This is a genomic window from Ruegeria sp. B10, from assembly GCF_056539825.1.
This window is the reverse complement of the sequence record NZ_JBQFVP010000009.1, coordinates 205,479-224,871: the sequence shown is the minus strand read 5'-3', so window position 1 is coordinate 224,871 and position 19,393 is coordinate 205,479. Positions and strand designations below refer to the sequence as shown.

The 19,393-nt window shown below is 60.6% G+C and carries 17 protein-coding genes and 1 pseudogene; 9 read left to right on the top strand and 9 right to left on the bottom strand.

The genetic code is table 11. From position 1 onward, the window contains the following. The first annotated feature begins 37 nt into the window (after positions 1-37). Genes ACR0J4_RS14420 through ACR0J4_RS14410 form a run of 3 tightly spaced genes read left to right on the top strand, consistent with a single transcriptional unit; the run spans position 38 to position 3,434 of the window. Positions 38-1,729: a hypothetical protein gene (locus tag ACR0J4_RS14420; protein ID WP_170643237.1), complete on the top strand. Its 1,692-nt coding sequence runs from the start codon at positions 38-40 to the stop codon at positions 1,727-1,729. Further along, complete coding sequence (locus tag ACR0J4_RS14415; protein WP_170643238.1) at positions 1,726-2,376, top strand: DUF3726 domain-containing protein; 651 nt, start codon at positions 1,726-1,728, stop codon at positions 2,374-2,376. Before ACR0J4_RS14420 ends, ACR0J4_RS14415 begins: the two co-directional genes overlap by 4 nt. A gap of 50 nt (positions 2,377-2,426) precedes the next feature. Beyond that, entirely contained in the window at positions 2,427-3,434 is a 1,008-nt protein-coding gene (locus ACR0J4_RS14410) for an Ldh family oxidoreductase (protein ID WP_170643239.1), read from the top strand. Positions 3,435-3,512: 78 nt separating this feature from the next. On the opposite strand, the gene ACR0J4_RS14405 is transcribed toward ACR0J4_RS14410, so the two are convergent. After that, on the bottom strand, positions 3,513-4,043 hold the full coding sequence (locus tag ACR0J4_RS14405; RefSeq protein WP_170643240.1) for a flavin reductase family protein: 531 nt from the start codon (positions 4,041-4,043) through the stop codon (positions 3,513-3,515). 91 nt (positions 4,044-4,134) lie between these two features. Between ACR0J4_RS14405 and ACR0J4_RS14400 the strand changes: the two genes are divergently transcribed. The 6 genes and pseudogenes from ACR0J4_RS14400 to ACR0J4_RS14375 form a co-directional block, all read left to right on the top strand. After that, on the top strand, positions 4,135-5,085 hold the full coding sequence (locus ACR0J4_RS14400; RefSeq protein ID WP_170643241.1) for a LysR substrate-binding domain-containing protein: 951 nt from the start codon (positions 4,135-4,137) through the stop codon (positions 5,083-5,085). Between the two features lie 104 nt (positions 5,086-5,189). After that, entirely contained in the window at positions 5,190-6,251 is a 1,062-nt protein-coding gene (locus ACR0J4_RS14395) for an LLM class flavin-dependent oxidoreductase (RefSeq protein WP_170643242.1), read from the top strand. After that, the gene (locus ACR0J4_RS14390) at positions 6,251-7,039 is read left to right on the top strand and encodes an SDR family oxidoreductase (protein ID WP_170643243.1); all 789 of its coding nucleotides are present in this window, start codon (positions 6,251-6,253) and stop codon (positions 7,037-7,039) included. Before ACR0J4_RS14395 ends, ACR0J4_RS14390 begins: the two co-directional genes overlap by 1 nt. Before the next feature lie 3 nt (positions 7,040-7,042). Beyond that, positions 7,043-7,846: a glucose 1-dehydrogenase gene (locus ACR0J4_RS14385; RefSeq protein ID WP_170639793.1), complete on the top strand. Its 804-nt coding sequence runs from the start codon at positions 7,043-7,045 to the stop codon at positions 7,844-7,846. Continuing rightward, positions 7,834-8,076 (top strand): trimethylamine methyltransferase family protein, encoded by a 243-nt coding sequence (locus tag ACR0J4_RS14380; RefSeq protein WP_170643244.1) that lies wholly within the window; start codon positions 7,834-7,836, stop codon positions 8,074-8,076. The genes ACR0J4_RS14385 and ACR0J4_RS14380 overlap by 13 nt, the downstream gene beginning before the upstream one ends. 89 nt (positions 8,077-8,165) lie before the next feature. After that, positions 8,166-8,360: pseudogene (locus ACR0J4_RS14375) on the top strand (trimethylamine methyltransferase family protein); the annotation flags it as partial. A 16-nt stretch (positions 8,361-8,376) separates the two neighbouring features. On the opposite strand, the gene ACR0J4_RS14370 reads toward ACR0J4_RS14375, so the two are convergent. The 8 genes from ACR0J4_RS14370 to ACR0J4_RS14335 all read right to left on the bottom strand — a co-directional run bounded on the left by ACR0J4_RS14370 (position 8,377) and on the right by ACR0J4_RS14335 (position 19,316). Beyond that, entirely contained in the window at positions 8,377-10,419 is a 2,043-nt protein-coding gene (locus tag ACR0J4_RS14370) for an NADH:flavin oxidoreductase (RefSeq protein WP_170643245.1), read from the bottom strand. A 73-nt stretch (positions 10,420-10,492) separates the two neighbouring features. Beyond that, positions 10,493-11,332: an NAD-dependent epimerase/dehydratase family protein gene (locus tag ACR0J4_RS14365; protein ID WP_170643246.1), complete on the bottom strand. Its 840-nt coding sequence runs from the start codon at positions 11,330-11,332 to the stop codon at positions 10,493-10,495. After that, positions 11,329-12,543, bottom strand: a complete 1,215-nt coding sequence (locus ACR0J4_RS14360) for a pyridoxal phosphate-dependent aminotransferase (protein WP_170643247.1) — start codon at positions 12,541-12,543, stop codon at positions 11,329-11,331. Before ACR0J4_RS14360 ends, ACR0J4_RS14365 begins: the two co-directional genes overlap by 4 nt. After that, a complete protein-coding gene (locus tag ACR0J4_RS14355; RefSeq protein ID WP_170549196.1) occupies positions 12,540-13,313 on the bottom strand; it encodes an HpcH/HpaI aldolase family protein in 774 nt (257 codons plus the stop codon). The genes ACR0J4_RS14360 and ACR0J4_RS14355 overlap by 4 nt, the downstream gene beginning before the upstream one ends. After that, positions 13,313-14,524, bottom strand: a complete 1,212-nt coding sequence (locus ACR0J4_RS14350; RefSeq protein ID WP_170643248.1) for an NAD(P)/FAD-dependent oxidoreductase — start codon at positions 14,522-14,524, stop codon at positions 13,313-13,315. The genes ACR0J4_RS14355 and ACR0J4_RS14350 overlap by 1 nt, the downstream gene beginning before the upstream one ends. Next, positions 14,521-16,230, bottom strand: a complete 1,710-nt coding sequence (locus ACR0J4_RS14345; protein ID WP_170643249.1) for a hydantoinase B/oxoprolinase family protein — start codon at positions 16,228-16,230, stop codon at positions 14,521-14,523. The genes ACR0J4_RS14350 and ACR0J4_RS14345 overlap by 4 nt, the downstream gene beginning before the upstream one ends. Next, a complete protein-coding gene (locus ACR0J4_RS14340; RefSeq protein ID WP_170747385.1) occupies positions 16,230-18,314 on the bottom strand; it encodes a hydantoinase/oxoprolinase family protein in 2,085 nt (694 codons plus the stop codon). The genes ACR0J4_RS14345 and ACR0J4_RS14340 overlap by 1 nt, the downstream gene beginning before the upstream one ends. Positions 18,315-18,413: 99 nt before the next feature. After that, positions 18,414-19,316 (bottom strand): LysR family transcriptional regulator, encoded by a 903-nt coding sequence (locus ACR0J4_RS14335; RefSeq protein ID WP_170549207.1) that lies wholly within the window; start codon positions 19,314-19,316, stop codon positions 18,414-18,416. Positions 19,317-19,393: the final 77 nt, after the last annotated feature.

The following is a 19,393-nucleotide window of genomic DNA, read 5'->3' as shown; positions in this document are numbered from 1 at the left end:
GAAGACCAGATATTAGCACTTGAGGAGGCACAACCGAATGACAGACGTTTCCCGTCGTGATCCGAACATGGTGATGCGCCTTGCCCGTCTTGGCTCCATGCATCAGTCGCGCCTTTCGTTCATGCGTATCCTGACGCGACGACTGGCTCGGGAAAACTGGCGGTTTGAAAAAACTGCGTTCGAGATTGACAGCTCCGGCGTTGGCCATGCCGTCTATACCGCGCATGGGCCCGAGCGGTCCTATTCCCTGATCGCCTATGCCCATGATCTGCCGCCTGAGAAACGTTCGGATCGGGTGATCGCCGAGGCCTGGGATGCCACGTTCACCCTGTTTGACGGCGTGCCCACCGACGTCGATATCGAGCGTCTTTCGCACAATATCCCCGTTCAGGAAGCCGGGCGTGTGACCGGGTCGGAACTGTCAGTGTCCCGCGCCAACCGCTCGGTGCGTTTGTGGGAACATGTTGTGAGCGAACTGGCCGAAGGCCGTCAGCCCTCGACCGAGAAGATTGACGCGGTGGGCTACCTGATGCGGACCACTGCGGTTTACGGGTCCGGCAAGTTGGGCGCTGCGGATCGCGAAATGATTGCCGACCGTCCGGAATTCCGTGCTCCGTTCCAGGTTGAGATGCTGTCGGTCTACCTTACCCGCTGGTTCGTGACTGATCTTGTGCAATACATGGCTGATACCCGCGCCGCGGCCAACGGAGCGCAGGCCGAGAAGCTGGATGCTGGGATTGCCCGCTCGATGGGGATTGGAAACTCGACCGGTCTGGGGATGGCGCCGTTTTTGCTGAACCATCCAGTGCTGTTCAACAATTGGATGGCAGCGCGCGAAGGCGCAATTCAGGTCGTGCGTGGGGTAGAGAAGGCCGGCGATGCGGAAATTACGGTGTTCCGTGATGTGCTGCTGCGAAATATGCAGATCGTCGAGACCTGGCAGTCTGAACACCCGATCCAGATCGAGAAACTCGCCGCCCTGCGGGCCGATATCGCCAAGGTTCAGGCGTATCTGTCGGACGCGGATCTTGGCGCGGATCACCCCTGGGATGCGCTTTATTCCTGGGCCGAGCAGTCACTGACCCTTGAAGGTCAGGAATGGATCGCCTCGCTGATGCTGGAGCCCTATGGGGAACTGGTCGACGCCTTTGCCGAAGGTATGGCAGCTGACAACACCGCTACGTTCCGCATCGCCGGGGCAATGAAGATCGGTGATCTGCGGGCGCTTCTCAAGGATATTTACGGCTGGGCCATTGAGACCGATTGGGCCACCCCCGCCAGCAAGGCGCGCGCCTGGTATGTCTCGGAAGAAAAGTTGGAACCGCGTCTGGGCGAACGTTTTGAGGAACCGATTGAGGAATACGAGCAACCCTTGGCCCCTGGTCGGGATGCAGCGCAGCTGTTTCACGCGCTGGCCCATTGGTCGGACGATGCTCAGGTCGCCGATTTCCTGTTGCGCCACCCCGAACACCGCCACGTGCTGCGCCGTGTTCAGATTGTAGGGCGCGCGCCTTATGCCGAGATCCGCGACAACACGATCTCGGACCGGGTGCTGCCTATCGACATGCTGCGCTGCAAGCTGTCCTTCTTTGGGGCGACCAAGTTCGATCCCCGCTCGGACCGTTGGGTGCGGATCTGCATGTATGGCAACGCGCCCCTGCCGCATGAACTGACATCTGAGAACGCCGATTTTTGGGTCTTCCCGGAACTTGAAGGGGCCGCTGCATGAGCCACTCTCTGAACGAAATCGAGGCTATGAGCAAACGCGCCGCACGCGGCGCGGGCCTGTCTTGGGGTCTGGCCGAAGAGGCCGCCAAGGGAACGCGCTGGTTATCGGCCTTCGGGTTTTCGGGCGCCGAATTGCTGGCCGATCTGTTGGAGATGAACGATCGTATCCCGTCGATCGACGTCTCTCCCGTCTCTCTGAGCGCCGAGATCTGGCATGCGCCCACGCGCCGGATGAGCCCGCTGATCGCCGGCGCCTCACTCAGCGATTGTGCTGTTCGTCTGATGGATCGCGGCTCGATTATTATGGAGAATGTCAGCCTGCCCTTGCTGGCCGTGCCCTTCATGGGCGGGGCTGCGCTGCGGTTGGGTGTACCGGTTGCGGCCGAATGGCAGGGTGCGCGTCTGGCAACGGATGGGCGGCAGATCTGTGTGCAGGCCACGCCCGAGGCGCTTGAGGCCTGTCATGCAGACAAGATGGTCTTCAGCGCGCCGGCCGAGATGACAGGCCGCCGCGAGCCGGTCCTGCGCGCCGAGGTGTCCGACGCAGACTGGAACAGGCTCAGCGCTTTTGCCCACCGCACATTCGCACCCGCGACCGAAGAAAGCCGCCTGCGCGGTGCTGGCGCGGGCCTCAGCGACAACGACTGAAACTTCGCCCCTTGCGACAAGGGGCACATACTTACGAACGGAAAAGAAGAATGACCGCCACCGAAACCCTGACACTGGCCGAGATCGAAGATCTGGCCTTCCGCGCCCTTGTCAAAGCCGGAACATCCGAGGAAAACGCCCGCCCTCTGGCCGTTGCGACCGCAATGACCGAAGCGGATGGCGTCGCATCGCACGGGCTGGCCTATATCCCGATCTATGCGCAGCATGTGGAATGCGGCAAGGTTGATGGGGTTTCCAAACCCGTGGTTGCTCAGCCGCGCCCGGCGGTTGTTACCGTAGATGCGGCCACAGGGTTTGCTCACAGCGCGATTGATCTGGGGTTCGAAAAGCTGATCCCGCTGGCGCGCGAGCAGGGTGTCGCGGTTCTGGCCATCAACAACTCGTATAACTGCGGCGTTCTGGGTGTGCATACCCAGCGTTTGGCGCAGGCAGGCCTGATGGGGATCGGGTTCACCAATGCTCCGGCCTCGATCGCGCCGTCGGGTGGGGCAAAGCCGGTTGTCGGCACCAACCCTTTCTCGATCGCGGCTCCGGACGCAGATGGAAACGCGGCTCTTCTGATCGACCAGTCCGCCAGCACCATCGCTAAAAGCGAAGTCATGAAACATGCCCGAGAAGGTAAGCCCGTGCCCGAAGGCTGGGTTTTGGACGCGGACGGCCAGCCCACCACGAACCCCGAGGCTGGCCTCAAGGGCTCCATGGTCCCATCGGGCGGCTACAAGGGCGTTGGTATCGCCCTGACGGTCGAGTTGATGGCCGCTGCGATGACCGGCGCAACGCTGGGTTCGGTCGCCAGCCCGTTCTCGGGCACGGCGGGTGGTCCGCCGAAAACTGGGCAGTTCTTCATCGCAATTGACCCGCAGGCGACCTCGGACGGAGCGTTCCAAGAGAAGCTGGGTGAGCTGATTGCCTCGTTCCGTGATCAGGATGGCGCACGCCTGCCGGGCGATGGCCGCCGCACCTGCCGCGAGCGGGCGGCAACCGAAGGCGTTGCCGTAAACGCCGCACTGCTGGAAAAAGTGCGCGCGCTTCTCTGACGCGCACGGCATCACAAGATTGAAGGGGCGCATGGTCTGATCTGGGCATGCGCCCTTTTTGCATGCGTGTTGGAAACCTCAGGACCGCGGCTCTTGCAGCCACTGAAACCCGCCATCCCAATAGGCCAGAGGGTGGTTGTCGCTGGCCTCCACACGCTCGACCTTGCCGATGAGAATGCGGTGAGAGCCGAACGGAACCGTCTGGATGTGCAGGCAGGTGAAAATGGCCGAGGCGTCCTTCAGGACAGGCAGGTGGGTGTGTTCATCCATGTCCCAGACATCTTCGGAAAATTCCCGAAGCTCCGAATGCGCGGGGTCATCAGCAAAAGCCAGCGCCATGTCGATGTGGTTTTGTGCGGCGAAGTTGACGCAATAGACGCCATGCTCTTCGATCATGCCCAGAATACGGCTGTTTTTGTTCAGACAGATCAACACAGCAGGCGGAGTCGCCGTCAGCGAGCAGACTGCGCTGACGGTCGCGCCATGAGGTCCATGCTCGCCCGACGTGGTGACAATCGACACCGGCGTCGGGGCTTTGCGCATGGCCGAGATGAATTCAGTCGAGGTCAGCATCTTACGCTCCGGGATTGGGGTGCTCAGAGCTTGCATTAGGCAGGTTTTATCACAAGAATGAATTTCTTGCCGTCAGGCCAAGCCTTCCTTATGCAGGATCACCATGCGACACGCTTTGAGAACACGATTGAACCAACTGGGTCCGGGTGCCTTGTCCCGAATGGAACCCGTCGGTTTTGACAGCAACCGGATGCGGCGGGGATTGCCGCCCCTGCAGACGCTGATCGCGTTCGAGGCTGCCGCGCGGTTGCAAAGTTTCACCCTGGCGGCGTCGGAATTGAACCTGACGCAACCCGCCGTCAGCCAGCAGGTAAAACTGCTGGAGGATCGCCTTGGCATCCGATTGTTTCGCAGGTCAAACAACCAGATCAGTCTGACCGAGCAGGGGGAGCAGTTTGCCGAGGCCGTCGGGTCAATGTTGGACAGCCTGAGCGAAAGCGTTCAGGATCTCGCGCCAGATGCGGGTCGCACCATGCTGACGGTCAGCCTGTTGCCTTCCTTCGGCTCGACCTGGTTCGCGACCCGTGCGACCCGATTTCTTGAGGCGCATCCGCAGATCGACCTGATCACCCTGTCCACCGTGGCCTGTACCGGCTTTGGGCAGGAGGATGCAGATGCCGCCATTCGCTGGGGGCCGGGCGGCACGCCGAATGTCTATGAGGAGCGCCTGTTCGGTGAACGCCATATCCTTGTGGCCTCAGCCGCGCTACAGGATCAGCTGGTCGATGTGAAACGGGTGGATGACCTGGCCGGGCTCCCGTTTTTCAAAGACACCAACCACAGTGAATGGCGTGCGGTGATTGAGCGCAATGGCGGCAACCCGGATTTGTTCGAAAATGGTGCCTATTTCGGCGATGCCAGCGCCACGCTCAACGCCATCGCTTTTGGCGGCGGGATCGGGGTCGCCCGGGATGTCATCGCGCAGCATTTTCTGGACAACGGCACTCTGATCGCGTTGCCGTTCGAGGCGGTGGAAGGCCCGTTTGCTTATCATTTTCTTTGCCCCCACAGCCGCTTGAACCAGCCTCGCGTTCAGGCGTTTCTACACTGGTTGCGACAGGAGGCGTCAGTTGCATAAGAATTTCTTTGGCAATGGCCTAGGAATCGCCATTTGGAAGTTTGGCAGGATTGAGGAAATCTGGGGGAAACACATTCACCCGAATAGACTCGGAGCCTGCGGCCATGGAATTTTCGCTTTTCAACCTGATGACAAAACCCGTTGACGGGTCCACCCATGCCGACGTGTTCAACCAGATGCGCAACATGACGCAGATGGTCGACGAGGCGGGGTTCGATGTGGCCTGGTTTGCCGAGCATCACCTGTCGAACTACTGCATCTCACCGTCTCCGCTGATGACGGCTGCGAATATGGCCGCCCAAACCAAACGCATCAACGTGGGCCCCGCCGTTGTTGTGATGCCCTTCTATGAACCTCTGCGTCTGGTCGAAGATATCTGCCTGACCGACCAGCTGACCGAGGGTCGCCTCGTGCTGGGTCTGGGCACCGGCTATCAGCCGCGCGAGTTCAAGAAATTCGGGTTCGAGATCAATGACCGCCTGATGCGCGGCCTTGAGATTTGGGATTGTATCGAACAGGGCGTTTATACCGGCGTGATCGACTATCAGGGTGAACATATCCAGATCAACGATGCCGCGCTGTCGATCGCACCGGTACAGAATCGCATCCGCACCTTGGCGGTGGGCAACGCGCCCGAAATGCGTCAGAAGATGATCGACTATGGGGCCGAGCCGCTGACCACTCCGGCCATCGGGCCGAACTCGATCGTGTCGACGGCGCGGCGGCTTTACACCGAAACCCGCACGGAAAACGGGCTGAGCGGCAACGACTTCCCCTTTGCCGTGCAGCGCTATGTCTACGTCGCCGAGGACAAAGACGACGCCCGCGCCGCGGCCGAGCAGGCTCTGATCCATGCCCGCATGGCGAACAACATGCGCCGCCCCGAGCCGTTGATGCAGGGCGCGGATCTGAACATCGTGCCTTTCGACAACGAACCCACCCTCGACGAGGTGATGCAGCGGGCCATCATCGGTGACGTCGAAGAGGTCACCCGCCGGATCGTCGCCGAGACGCGCGAGTTTGGGATCACACATCTGAGCGTCTTCATGCAGATCGCCTCAATCCCGTTTGCCAACACATTGCGCTCGCTCGAGCAGTTTTGCGATCAGGTAATGCCCGCAGTAAAAGCGGCGCATGAGGAAGACAAGAAAGCGCTTGCCTCCTGATGGCGGGGCTGTTCTCGCTGGCCGGAAAGCCGATCCTGATCACTGGTGCGGCGCGCGGGTTGGGGGCGGCTATGGCCAAGGCCTGTGCGGATCAGGGTGCGCAGGTCTGGCTGCAGGATCTGAACGCCGAGGCCGTTGAGGGCACGGCGGAAGCGCTCAGAGGGCAGGGCGCCGATGCGCAGGCCACCGCCTTCGACCTGACGGATTTCGACGCCTGTCGGCAATGGGTGCAAGAGGTTGCAACCCAAGCCGGCAGCATCTGGGGGCTTATCAACAATGCGGGGATCACCAATCACGGGCTTGTCCTTGACCAGACAGTCGAGGATTATCGCAGCATCTATGAGCTGCACGTTATGGCCCCATTTGTGCTGTCTCAGGCAGCGGGCAAGGCGATGCTGGCCAATCCCGGCCCGCACCGGGGGCGGATCGTGTCGGTTTCGTCAATCGCCGCGACCCACCCGAGGCCGGGGGTTGGGAACTATGCGTCCTCCAAGGCGGCCATCGCGGGGCTGACGCGGTCTCTGGCCGCGGATTTCGGTGCCGATGGGATCTGCGCCAATGCCATTGCGCCGGGCTATGTGCTGACCGAGATGAACAAGAAAATCCTCAGTGACACGGGCTTTGTCCGCCGCATCGAAAACCGCACCCCGGCCGCGCGTTGGGCGGACCCTGCGGAAATCGCAGCGCCAGTGGCCTTTCTGATGTCCGAGGGCGCCTCTTACATCAATGGTCAGCTTCTGGCGGTTGATGGCGGCATGAACGCATTTTTACAATCGAACGAGGAATAACCCATGGCACGTCTGTCTGGAAAGGTCGCGCTGGTCACCGGTGCGGGCGCGATGAATGGGGGTATGGGCAATGGCAAGGCCACGGCCATTCGGCTGGCGCAGGAAGGGGCTACGATCTGCGCTTTGGACCTTCATCTGCCCGCCGCCGAGGACACCTGCGAGATCATCCGCGCCGACGGCGGTAAAGCCATCGCCCTGTCTGCGGATGTCACGCAAGAGGATCAGGTCAAGCAGGCCGTCACCGACTGCCTGAGCGCGTTGGGGCAGATCGACATTCTGCAAAACAACGTCGGCATCCTGAAGACCGGCGGGGCCATGGACAGCATGGTCGAGGATTGGGATGCGCTGGTTCATGTGAACATGAAGGCTGTTTTCCTGCCGACCAAACATGTTCTGCCGCACTTCGTGGATCGCGGGGCCGGGGTGGTGACCAATATCTCTTCGATTGCAGGGCTGCGCTATCTGGGCACGCCCTATATCGGCTATAACGCCACCAAGGGCTCGATCATTTCCTATACGCGCAACCTTGCGGCCGAGATGGCCCCGCATGGCATTCGCGCCAACGCGATCCTGCCGGGGTTCATAGACACGCCCATGGCGCGGGATATCACCGTTCAGAACTCGGACGACCCAGACGCCATTGACTGGGACGCGCTAGATCGTCAGCGAGCGGCGCGGATTCCGCTGGGCCGTGTGGGCACGCCCTGGGATGTGGCCAATGCGGCTGTGTTCCTGGCCAGCGATGAGGCGTCATACATCACCGGTACCGAAATCACTGTGGATGGTGGTGTGTCATGTCGCGTGTAAAAAGCCGCGCCGGGCGTGCTGCCCGTCTACAGGCTCAGAAATCGGTTCAGACCTGCCTGGCACCGGTGATGCGCAAGCTGCAGCCGCTTGAGGTTCTAAACGAGGCAGCATTGGAGCGCATCCACGATGCCTCAACGGCGATCCTGGAAGAGGTCGGCATCGATTTCCGCGATGCCAAAGCGCTGAGCGATTGGGCAAGACCAGTACAAAGGTTGGTGGCGACCGGATGAGGATCGACCGCGTCCTGGTGATGGAGCTTGTCGCCAAAGCACCTGCACGTTTCGTGGTTCAAGGGCGCGGGCTATAGACCGGGTTCACGATGGGCGGCGACTCCAGCGTGTTCTGCACCATGAAGGGCGCTCCGTTCACCCGTGATCTGGAGGGCCTCCGCCCGTTAACCACCGAGGCGGATGTGATCAATTTTGCGCGCCTGAATCAGGCCTGCCCAAGCCCTCACATGTCAGGCGGGGACACCTGCGAGCCAATGGATATCCCCGTTCCGCACCGCCATCTGACAATGATGCCCTGCGTTAGAGGTCTTTCAACAAGCGCAGGGCATCGTAGATCGCCGCATGCGTGTTGCGCGCGGCGACGGCGTCTCCGATACGGAACAGCTGGAAACGGCCCTCGGGGTTCGCAACAAGGTTTTGCGTTAGACCGTTGATCAACGCGTCATGATCGACCTGTCCCAGATTTGACGACAGGGGCTTGAGGTCGAAATACAGGTTGGCATTCGGCAATGTGCCATAGTTCAGAATGATCTGATCATAGGGCCGGTCCTGCAATTTCGCGCTGTAGTCTGATCCGATCTCGGCGATCAGGCGGTTTCCGTCCCGCCGCACGCCCTTGAGGCGGCGCGCTACGGTTACGGTCACGTCCTTGTCTTGCAGGTTGGTCAGATACGGCGTGAGGTTCAGCCCCATCACATCGGGGGCAAAGCTACGGTCGGGGGTCATGATTTCGACCTTCGCAGTGTCAGCAGCAATCTCGGCGGCCTGAAGCCCGGCGTGATCGCCGGCCTCGTCAAAGATCAACACATAGCCAGAGGCTTTCACGTCACCCGACAGGATGTCCCATGAGGTGATGACATGGGGCAGATCCTCCATCTGCTCATAGAGCCGCATCTGAGGCAGCCCGCCGGTGGCCACGATGACCAGATCCGGGTTCAGTGCGGTGACGTCTTCAGCCTCGACCCAAGTGTTGAAATGAAAACTCACATCCCGTGCGGCACATTGGGCCATGCGCCAGTCGATGATCCCGATCATCTCGCGCCGCCTTTGGGATTGCGCGGTCAGGCGTATCTGCCCGCCGGGGTCCGGGGCAGCCTCGAGCACCGTCACGTCATGACCGCGGGCGGAAGCAACCCGCGCGGCCTCCAGCCCGCCGGGGCCGGTGCCGATGACCACAACCTTGCGCGGGGTCTCGGCCACGGGGATCAGATGCGGCATCGTCAGCTCGCGCCCGGTTGCGGCGTTGTGGATGCACAGTGCCTCGCCACCTTCGTAAATACGATCAAGGCAGTAGGTGGCACCGACGCAGGGCCGGATATCATCCTCACGCCCCTCGATGATCTTCTGCACCAAATGCGGGTCGGCCATATGGGCGCGAGTCATGCCCACCATGTCCAGACGTCCTTCGGCCACGGCGTGGCGGGCGGTGGCGACATCCGGAATGCGGGCGGCGTGGAACGTAGGCAGGCCGATCTCGGCTCGCATCCGTCCCGCGAAATCCAGATGCGGCGCCGAGGGCGACCCCTGCAGCGGGATCACTTTTGACAGCGCGGCATCGCTATCGATCCGCCCGCGCGTCACGTTGAGGAAATCGACCAGCCCCTCATCCCTGAGAAGACGCGCGATGCGGAACCCCTCTTCCTCGCTTACGCCGCCTGGTTTGGTTTCATCCATCGAGAACCGGACACCCAGAAGGAAGTCTTCACCAACCTTGTCGCGCATGCGGGCCAGAACCTCACGTGCGAAACGGGTGCGGCTTTCCAGCGTTTGTGGGCCATACGGCCCCTCAAGTTCGTTCGTCAGCGGGGACCAGAACTGGTCGGGCAGGTGGCCGTAGCACTCGATTTCCAGCCCGTCCATGCCGCCTGCCTTCATGCGTTCGGCCGCATCGGCATAGTCCTGAATGACCCGCGCTATGTCCCAATCCTCCATGAGTTTGGGATTGTAGCGATGCGCGGTTTCGTGATGATGCGTCGGCGCGACCGAGGGCAGCCAATCCCCTTTGCTCCACCCGGTGCGGCGGCCCAGATGGGTCAGCTGGATCATCACCGCGCAGCCGTGATCATGCAGCTCATCCGTGAGGTTTTTGATCCAAGGCACCACCTCGTCACGATAAGCCAAAACGTTATTGAACGCCGGAGGGCTGTCTTTGGACACACAGGCCGACCCAGCCGTCATCGCCAGCGCAACACCTGCCTTGGCGCGTTCCGCATGATAGGCGCGGTAGCGATCCTTAGGCATACCGTCTTCGGGATAGGCGGGTTCATGACTTGTGGTCATAATCCGGTTGCGCAGGGTGAGGTGCTTTAACTGGTATGGCTGCAGAAGTGGATCGTTGCTCATTGCGATGCTCTCACGGAAAAGCTGACGAATGAAGAGATAAAGGCCCGCGTGGCTGCGAAGACGGGGCTGAGGGCTACTCCTTCGCCGTATCGTCTGCATTCAGGTTCAGAGCCGCCATACCGCTGCTGCCCAGGTCAACGGCTGCAAAAGGGCCGCCGTGATGGATGTTCGCGGGATCAAAGGGGTCAAGCGGGCCGTCCTTGGCAAAGATCTCATCGGCGAATTGCTCGGCATTGTCCTTGGGCCGGAAACCCAGATGCCGCGCCTTGGAGTTGTCAACGGGCGCGCGGTCATTGTCTGACACGCCATAGACGATGCTGAATCCGGTGACCGGGGTTTTGATCGCCTGTTCGACCATATGCACCAGATCATCATAGCTGAGCCACGTTCCCACCGCGCGACTGTTCGTGACCTGCGCGCAGGACAGGATGCGCAGGCAGACGGCCTCGAGCCCGCGCTTGTCCCAGTAAAGCGAGGCGAGGTCTTCGGCGAAGCACTTGGCAAGCCCATAGAACGTGTCTGGTCTGTGTGGCGCGTCGATTCCGATGAAATCGGTCTTTTTGTGCATGCCGACCGCATGGATTGACGAGGCGTAGACTACGCGCCTCAGATTATTGCGATGGGCGGCCTCCCACACGGTATATGCGCCGTAGAAGTTCGGGCCCCAAAGTACATCCATCGGGGCCTCATCCGCGATGGCGCCGAAATGAACCACCATATCCGCGCCTTCCAGAAGCTCTGTCATAGCTTCAAGATCGGCAAGATCGGCCTTCACATAGCTTTCGTTCGGCGCGAGGTTGGGCACGCTGTCGGCGATGTCCGAGGAGACCAGCTCGTCGCACAGTTTCGACAGCGGCCCGCGCAAGTATGATCCAAGCCGCCCCGCCGCGCCGGTGAGGACTAGTTTCTTCATGGGCGAACTCCTTTCAGATTGGCGACTGCATCAGAGATGCGGTTCAGGGCCGTGTTCAGAACGTTTTCGGACGCGGCGGTCGAAATGCGGAAGAAGGGCGACAGTTCATAGGCGCTGCCGGGAACAGCTGCCACACCGGCCGCGCTGAGAAGATAGGCGGTTACATCTGCGTCCGAGGTCAGAGTTGCGCCGTCGGGAGTCATAGCCCTGATCAGCCCCTCACAGCCGATCAGACCGTAGAACGCTCCGCCTGGCGGGTCGAGTGTCAGGCCGGGAATGTCGCGGATGCGTTCGACCACAAGGTCGCGACGAGCCTCGAACGCGGCACAGAAACGGCGCACTTCATCCTGCGGACCGTTTAAAGCAGCCGCCGCTGCGGCCTGCGCGATCGAACAAGCGCCCGAAGAAATCTGGCTTTGTACCTTGGTCATTGCTGCGATCAGCTCTTTCGGGCCTGCGCCATAGCCGATGCGCCACCCGGTCATCGCATAGGCCTTGGAGACCCCGTTCACCGTCAGCGTCCGATCTTTCAGCGTCGGGCACAGGGCTGCGAAAGACCGGAAGACGCGATTGTCGAACAGGATGTGTTCGTAGATCTCATCAGACAGGATCAGGATGCGGTCCTGTTGTTCCAGAACCGCGCCGAGGGCCGCAATCTCAGCGTCCGAATAGACCGCGCCCGAGGGGTTCGACGGTTGGTTCAGCAACAGCCAGCGTGCCTTGGGTGTGATCGCGGCGGCCAGCCTGTCAGGGGTCAGGCGAAATCCGTCCTCAGCGGGGCATTCGATGGCGATTGGCGTACCGCCAAGGATGAGCACGATGTCCTTGTACTGCCCAAAATAGGGCGCGCAGAGCAGAACTTCGTCGCCCGGCTCGAGCGTGGCCATGAAAGCGTTGAACAGCACTTGCTTGGCCCCGTTCGACACGATGACTTCATCGGGTGCGTAGGTCAGATCGTTTTCACGCTGCAGCTTGTCGGCAACGGCCTTCCGCATGGTCAGGGTGCCGTTGGTGGGCGGGTACTTCGTCTCACCCGCCAGAGCCGCCTGATGTGCGGCTTCCTTGATGTGGTCGGGTGTGTCGAAGTCGGGCTCTCCGAGGCCCAGATCAATGACATCCTCACCCCGCGCGCGAGCCTCTTTCGCGGCCTGGCTGACCCAAGCCGAGGCCGAGGGTTTCACGGATGCAAGGCGCGAGGCAGCAAAACTCATTTCAGGTGATCTTTCGTTTGAGCCAGAGCCGTATCAGCTGCGCGCGCCAGAAGGCCCGTATCAATGGCGTTCGCAACGAAGGTGAACCCTTCGTTCAACAGTTCGGCGGCAAAGGCCGGGTCTGTGACAAGGGTGCCGACGGGCACCCCGCGCGCGATCAGTTTCTGCGCGGCTTTTCTGATCTCAGACCAGACCTCGGGATGCATAGTATTGCCAACATGACCCAGATCGGCGGCAATATCCGCCGGGCCGAAGAAGATGCCGCTGACACCATCGACAGTGCCGATGGCCTCGGCTTGATCCAAGGCGGCGCGGGATTCCACTTGTAGCAGAACTGTCAGCTCGTCTTCGCAGCGCGTCACATAGTCCTTGATCCGCCCAAAACCCGTTGCGCGGCTTGCGCCTGCCATCCCACGAACCCCGCGCGGGGGGTAGCGCGTGGCCGCGACCGCGCGTTCGGCTTCTTCCACCGATTGGATCATCGGAAACAGAAGCCCAGGTGCGCCGAGGTCAAGCAGACGTTTGACCACAACCGCATCATTCCATTCGACGCGGACAAGTGCTGTGGTCTGATACGCCTCGAAGGCTTGCAGCTGAGACAACACGCTGTGATAGTCGTTCGCGCTATGCTCCATGTCGATCAGCGCCCAGTCATAACCTGAGGTGGCTATGACTTCGGCTGCATTGTTACTGCACAGGCTGACCCACACACCAACTTGTTTGTCGCCATTTGCGATCGCATGGGTGAAACGGTTGGGTGTTAGCTTCATCAGATCACTGCCTTTTCGATGATTGGTTGTCCTGCCGGGATACGTTCGTAGTTGAAGGGCGTCAGATCAAGCGCGCGGTATTCTCCATAGGTCAGCCACTCGGCCGTGCCACGCCCCATCGCAGGAGATTGCTGCAGCCCGTGGCCCGAGAACCCGTTCAGGAAGATGAAGTTCGACAGCTCGGTATGCGGACCCATGATTGCGTTGTGATCGAAGGTGTTCATCGCATAGTGCCCGGCCCATTCGCTTTGCAGCTTGATCGCTTCGAATTGCGGGATACGCGTGGCGAGGACGGGCCAGACGTGGTTTTCCCAGAAGGCGTGATCCATGTTGAAATCATCGAAATCCACCGCCGGGTCGATGTCGGAATGTCCGCCGCATTGATACGTGCCGCCTCCGACTTCGCGCACATGAACGCCCGAAGGGTCAATGGTCAACGGCAGGTCGCGGTCTAGTGGCTGTTCGGCCTTGAAAATCCAGGAATAGCGTTTGCGGGGTTCGACCGGCACGTCAATCCCCGCCATTTGCGCGGTTCTGGCGGCCCGAGGGCCGGACGCATTGACCACCTGTCCGCACGCAATGACTTCGCCCGAGGCGAGCATGACGCTTTCGACCTTGGTGCCTGCGGCGTTTCGGGTGATCTCGACGACTTCGTTCTGGACCCATTCGACGCCACGCTCGCGGCTTTGTCGCCGCCACCAGTGATCGAGGGCTGCGCCGTCGAAATAGCCTTCGTCAACCAGATTGATCGAGCCCACGACGATGTCATCAACATTGTAGAACGGGTAGGCGGCCTTGATCTCATCAGCGTTCATCAGCTGCGTTGCCGCACCTGCCGCCAACTGCACCTTCTGGTTCTCGCGCAGCACGTTGGCAAAGCCTTCGTTGTCCGCCAGATACATGTAGCCAAAGGAATGGATCGAAAGCTCGGGCACCCGGTCGTCTCCACCCATATAGCCGCGCAGGTTCTTGACGAAATCGGCGGCAAATTGACTGATCCGCACGTTCAGCTCGGCCGAGAATTGCTGCCGGATACAGGAGTTCGTATGCCCAGTTGAACATGAGGCGAAGGTCATGTCGCGTTCGATCACCAGAACCGAGCCATTGAAATCGGCATTGTCCGACAGGAACCAAGCGGTCGAGGCGCCCATGATCGCGCCGCCTATGATCACCACGTCATAACTTTGCCGGGCCGGGCTTTGGTTGCTCATTCGTATTCTCCTTTTGCAACGGCACGGTGGATCTCGGAGATCTCGGATGCCGTCAAGCCATAGTCGCGTGATGCTGTTTCGTCTGAAATATAGCCGAGCGCCAGATCACGCTTCACCATCTGTTTTGACCGTTCCGACGGGTCACCGTAGCCAGCACCGCCGGGGAACGCCATCACGACTTTGCGCCCGTGTGGTACAAACTGTTTACCTTTGACACGCATGTCAGATCCGTCGTCTCGGGCAATGGTCGTTGGTGCCCCATTTCTCCCGCCACGACGACCGCGCGCGGGGTGTTGGCTGCGGTCGAACATGGCCTGAATGTCGAACTCGTACCCCTCTTGCGCGCCGACCTCCATATACTGGCCCAGCCCACCGCGCGTTTTCCCAGCACCACCGCTGTCGGGGCGGAGTTCCTTGCGCCAGATGATGACGGGGCCCGCGTGTTCAGTGGCTTCGATCGGCATGGTCATGACGCCCGAGGGGAAGGCGGTGGCGTTCATCCCATCATGTTCCGGCCGCGCGCCGGACCCGCCCGAGTTGAAGGTCAGCACCTCGGACCGGCGGGCGCCTTTAGGGGCCGGAGCATCGGTGCGGGGGCGCAGGCTAACCTGAAAGTTGCACAAACATCCCGCGCCTTCGGCAGGGACAAGGCCGGGAACGATCTTGTCGAACGCGTCATAGACCGCATCGGGCACGAAATGGCCCACGATATGGCGCAGTGCGACCGGAGCCGGGTGCAGCGCATTCACGATGGTGTTCTCAGGTGCGGTGACCTCAAACGGGGCCAATGATGCTGCGTTATTGGGGATCTCGGGCGCAATCGCGACCTTGAGCGCGTAGCAGGCATAGGCTTTGGTATAGACCAGCGGGCAATTGATCCCTTTCTTGTCCACCCCCGAGGTTCCGGTGAAAGCGGTCACGATCCTGTCGCCTTCGACGCTAATCCTGACCTTTAACGTGATCGGAGTATCAAAACCGTCCATCGTCATTTCACCCTCAGCGGTTTTCTGAGGCAGGGCGGCGATACGCTCCAGCGTCGCTCGGCGGGAGTTGTCGAGGATGAACGCGGCAATCCCATCGAGGGTTTCGAGGTCGAACTCCTCCATCATGTCGATCAGACGGCGGTGGCCGATTTCGTTACAGGTGGTCAAAGCGTAGATGTCTCCGATAAGCTGATCCGGCTCGCGCACATTGCCGCGAATGAGACGCACCAGCGTTTCATCCACATCGCCACGGTCGGCAAACTTCATGATCGGGATGTACAGCCCTTCCTCATAGACGCTTTGAGCATCCGCCCCGAAGCCGCGCCCGCCGATATCCACGATATGCGCGGTACAGGCAAAGAACCCGACCAATGCGCCCTTGCGAAAGGATGGGGTGACCATAGTGATGTCATGTAGGTGGCCTGTGCCCTCCCACGGGTCATTGGTGATGTAGACGTCGCTTTCATGCATGTTCTGCCGGCCAATTCGGCGAATGAAATGTGCGACCGCATCGGCCATCGCGTTCACGTGACCTGGCGTACCGGTCACGGCCTGCGCCAGCATGTTCCCGTGCGTGTCGTAGACCCCCGCCGACAGGTCCCCGGCCTCACGGACCGAGGTCGAGAATGCCGTTCGAACCAACGCCTGCGCCTGTTCCTCAACAACCGAGATAAGACGGTTCCACATGACCTGATAGGTGACTTTGGAATGCTCGTTGCTCATCACGCGGCTCCTTTGGTCACAACTTCGATGCAGCCATCGGGCTGGCGGATGGCGTCCCGGCTGGCTGGGACAACGATGGTTGTTTCATCTTCGGTCACGATTGCAGGTCCCTGCGCGCGCTGCCCGGTCTGCATACCCGCCCGGTCGACGGTATCTGAGTCCAGGTAACGGCCGGATGCCGCATCAAAGACCTGTCGCGTTCCTTCGGACATAGTCGAGCCTGTTGCGTCTGTGACGGCAATCGGCGTGACCTCTTCGGGCGGGGTGCTTGCGTTGACGGACCAGACTGTGATCTCGATATCCATGCCCGCGACCGGGCGGCCAAAAAGCTTGGTATAGCCTTCCTCGAACCGGGCCTGATATGTGGCGGCGTCGGGGTTCATCGCCTGTTCTTCGGTCAGTTCGATCGGGATTTCCCAACCCTGACCGGAATAGCGCATATAGGCTTTGAAATCGGTCCGGATCGGGCTGGTCGCATCGCAGGTTCGAACAAAGCCCGTTGTTTCGTCCTTCAGATCGGACAAAAGCTGCCTGATCCGTCCCGCGTCGAAATCGCTGAGTATCATATAGACCGAGCGGTTGGCCTCAAAACTGAAAGGCGCGCGCAGGAACCCGATGGCCGAGCCGACCCCGGCCCCCGGCGGAACCAGCAGGCGTTCGACTCCGAGCTTTTCACACAGACGCCCGGCGTGCAGAGGGGCCGCGCCCCCAAAGGCGATCATGGTGTATTCGCTCAGGTCTTCACCATTCTCAACGGCGTGAACGCGTGCTGCGTTGGCCATGTTTTCGTCCACCACCTCGGCCACGCCAAAGGCGGCCTCGACCGGGTCCATGTCTAGCATGTTGCCAACGTGGTCGGTCAGCGCAGATTTGGAGTTGTCCGGGTGCAAAACGATCGAGCCACCGGCGAAATTGTTCGGGTCCAACTTGCCTAGAACCAGATCAGCGTCTGTCACACCGGGGCGCGTGCCGCCGCGTCCGTAGCAGGCAGGGCCAGGCTCCGACCCGGCGCTTTCCGGGCCCACGCGGATCTGGCGCATCCCGTCCACATGAGCCAGGCTGCCGCCGCCCGCGCCGATCTCTACCATGTCGATCACCGGGATCGAAATCGGCATGCCCGAGCCCTTCTTGAACCGATAGGTCCGCGCGACCTCAAACACGCGGCTGGTTTTGGGCGTCTGGTTCTTGATCAGGCAGATCTTGGCCGTGGTGCCGCCCATGTCAAAGCTCAGCACTTTGTCCAAACCGTAGCGCGCCGCGATATGCGCCGCAAAAACCGCACCTCCAGCGGGGCCGCTTTCGACCAGCCGCACCGGGAACTCCGCCGCATTCTGGATTGAGATGATGCCGCCACCCGAATGCATCAGGAAGATCCGGCATTTCACGCCTTGAGCGCGCAACTGATCCTCAAGCCGACCCAGGTATGAGGCCATCAGCGGCTTGATATAGGCGTTGGCGACTACCGTGTTGAACCGCTCATACTCGCGCATCTGAGGCGAAACTTCGGACGAGATCGAGACTGAAACGTCCGGCAGTTTCTCGGCCAGAACTTCGCGTACCAGATTCTCATGTGATGGGTTGAGGTAGGAATGGATCAGACCCACCGCCACCGACTCAAACCCGGCTTGTGCAATCTTGTCCACCACGGCTTCGACATCGGCGCGGGTCAGATCAACCAGAACTTCGCCGCGGGCATCGACGCGGCCGGGAACGGTAAAGCGCATGTGTCGCGGAAGCAGCGGGTCAGGCAGTTTGAGGTTCAGGTCATATTGCTCGAACCGGCTTTCGGTCCGCATTTCGATCACATCGCGGAACCCTTCCGTTGTGATCAGTGCTGTCTTCGCCCCCCGGCGTTCGATCAGCGCGTTTGTCGCCAGCGTGGTGCCGTGGATGATCTGGTCAATCTGGCCCGGAGTGATCCCGGCCTTGGCACAGACCTGCTGCATCCCGTCGATGATCGCGTCTTCCGGCGCGGCATAGGTTGTCAGCACTTTGGTTGAAAACGTCTGTCCACCCTTTTCCAAAACCACATCGGTAAAGGTGCCGCCGATATCAACGCCCAGTCGGATAGAGTGTGAGGTCATGCCCGTGCCCGCTTGAAAGAGTACCTGTCAAACGCGACTAAAACCCAGCTCGGGACGAAAAATCAAATTGCTTAAATTTCTACTCCTGATCAGTTTTCTTTATCCTGCTTGCGGCCTGAGTTGCGCGGCGATTTCCGCCGCGTGTTCCACGAAACGTGCGGCCCGCGTTGGATCGTAGCGGGCGAAAAACCGCAGTGGCTCAGCCGTCCAGTCGGATTGAAGTTCCAATAGGGCACCCGAGTCGATTTCACGTTGGACCAGAGGGCGCGGCAGCAACGCGATCCCGAGACCCTCTGAGACCATCGGAACGCAGGCTGACAAAGCGTTCGAATGCACGATTTTCTGCGCGTCTAGCCCGCGTTCCTGCGCCATGGCGTGCAGGCTGTGCCCTGCAATTGTGTGGCGAGCATGGGTCAGAACGGAGAATGCGAAAAACCGGTCGACGCTGCGCCCGTCGGGTAAGCCTGAGGCGAGTGTCGTGTTGGCCACCCACACATAGTCTTCACCGGTCAGTTCCCTTGTCCCGTCCAGTTCCGTTTTGAATGGCCCGTTCTGCACCGCAAGATCTAGCTGCCCCTCCAGCAGCTTTTCATCAATCGTTCTGGACAGGTCTACCACAAGCTCAACGCTCAGATTGGGATAGTGTTGCTTGAGGCTCCGCAGAAAGTCCTGCAGCCATGTGCAGGCGACCAGTTCGGTGACGCCAAGACGCAACCGCTCCTGAATCAGATCCTGTCGGTCGGCTTCCTCCAACAGGGCTTCGGTCGCGCGGAGAACCGTTCTGGTTTTCTCCAATAGCGCCTCTCCTTTCGCTGTCAGACGCACAGAGCCTGCATCGCGATACAGCAGCTTTGTGCCCAACGCCTCTTCCAGCATGGCGATGCGTGACGAGATATTGGGCTGCGTCGTCGCAAGCGCGTTTGCCGCGGCGCGGAAGGTTCCCATGTCGACCACGAAGGTAAAGGCTTCGAGCTGTTTGAGCGTGACTTGGTTCTTTATCATTCCAACTTTTGAGCATCAGAGAAACTGATCGTCAATCGTTCAGGGCAAGAGCCCGTCCGTTCCGTCCGTATGATGTC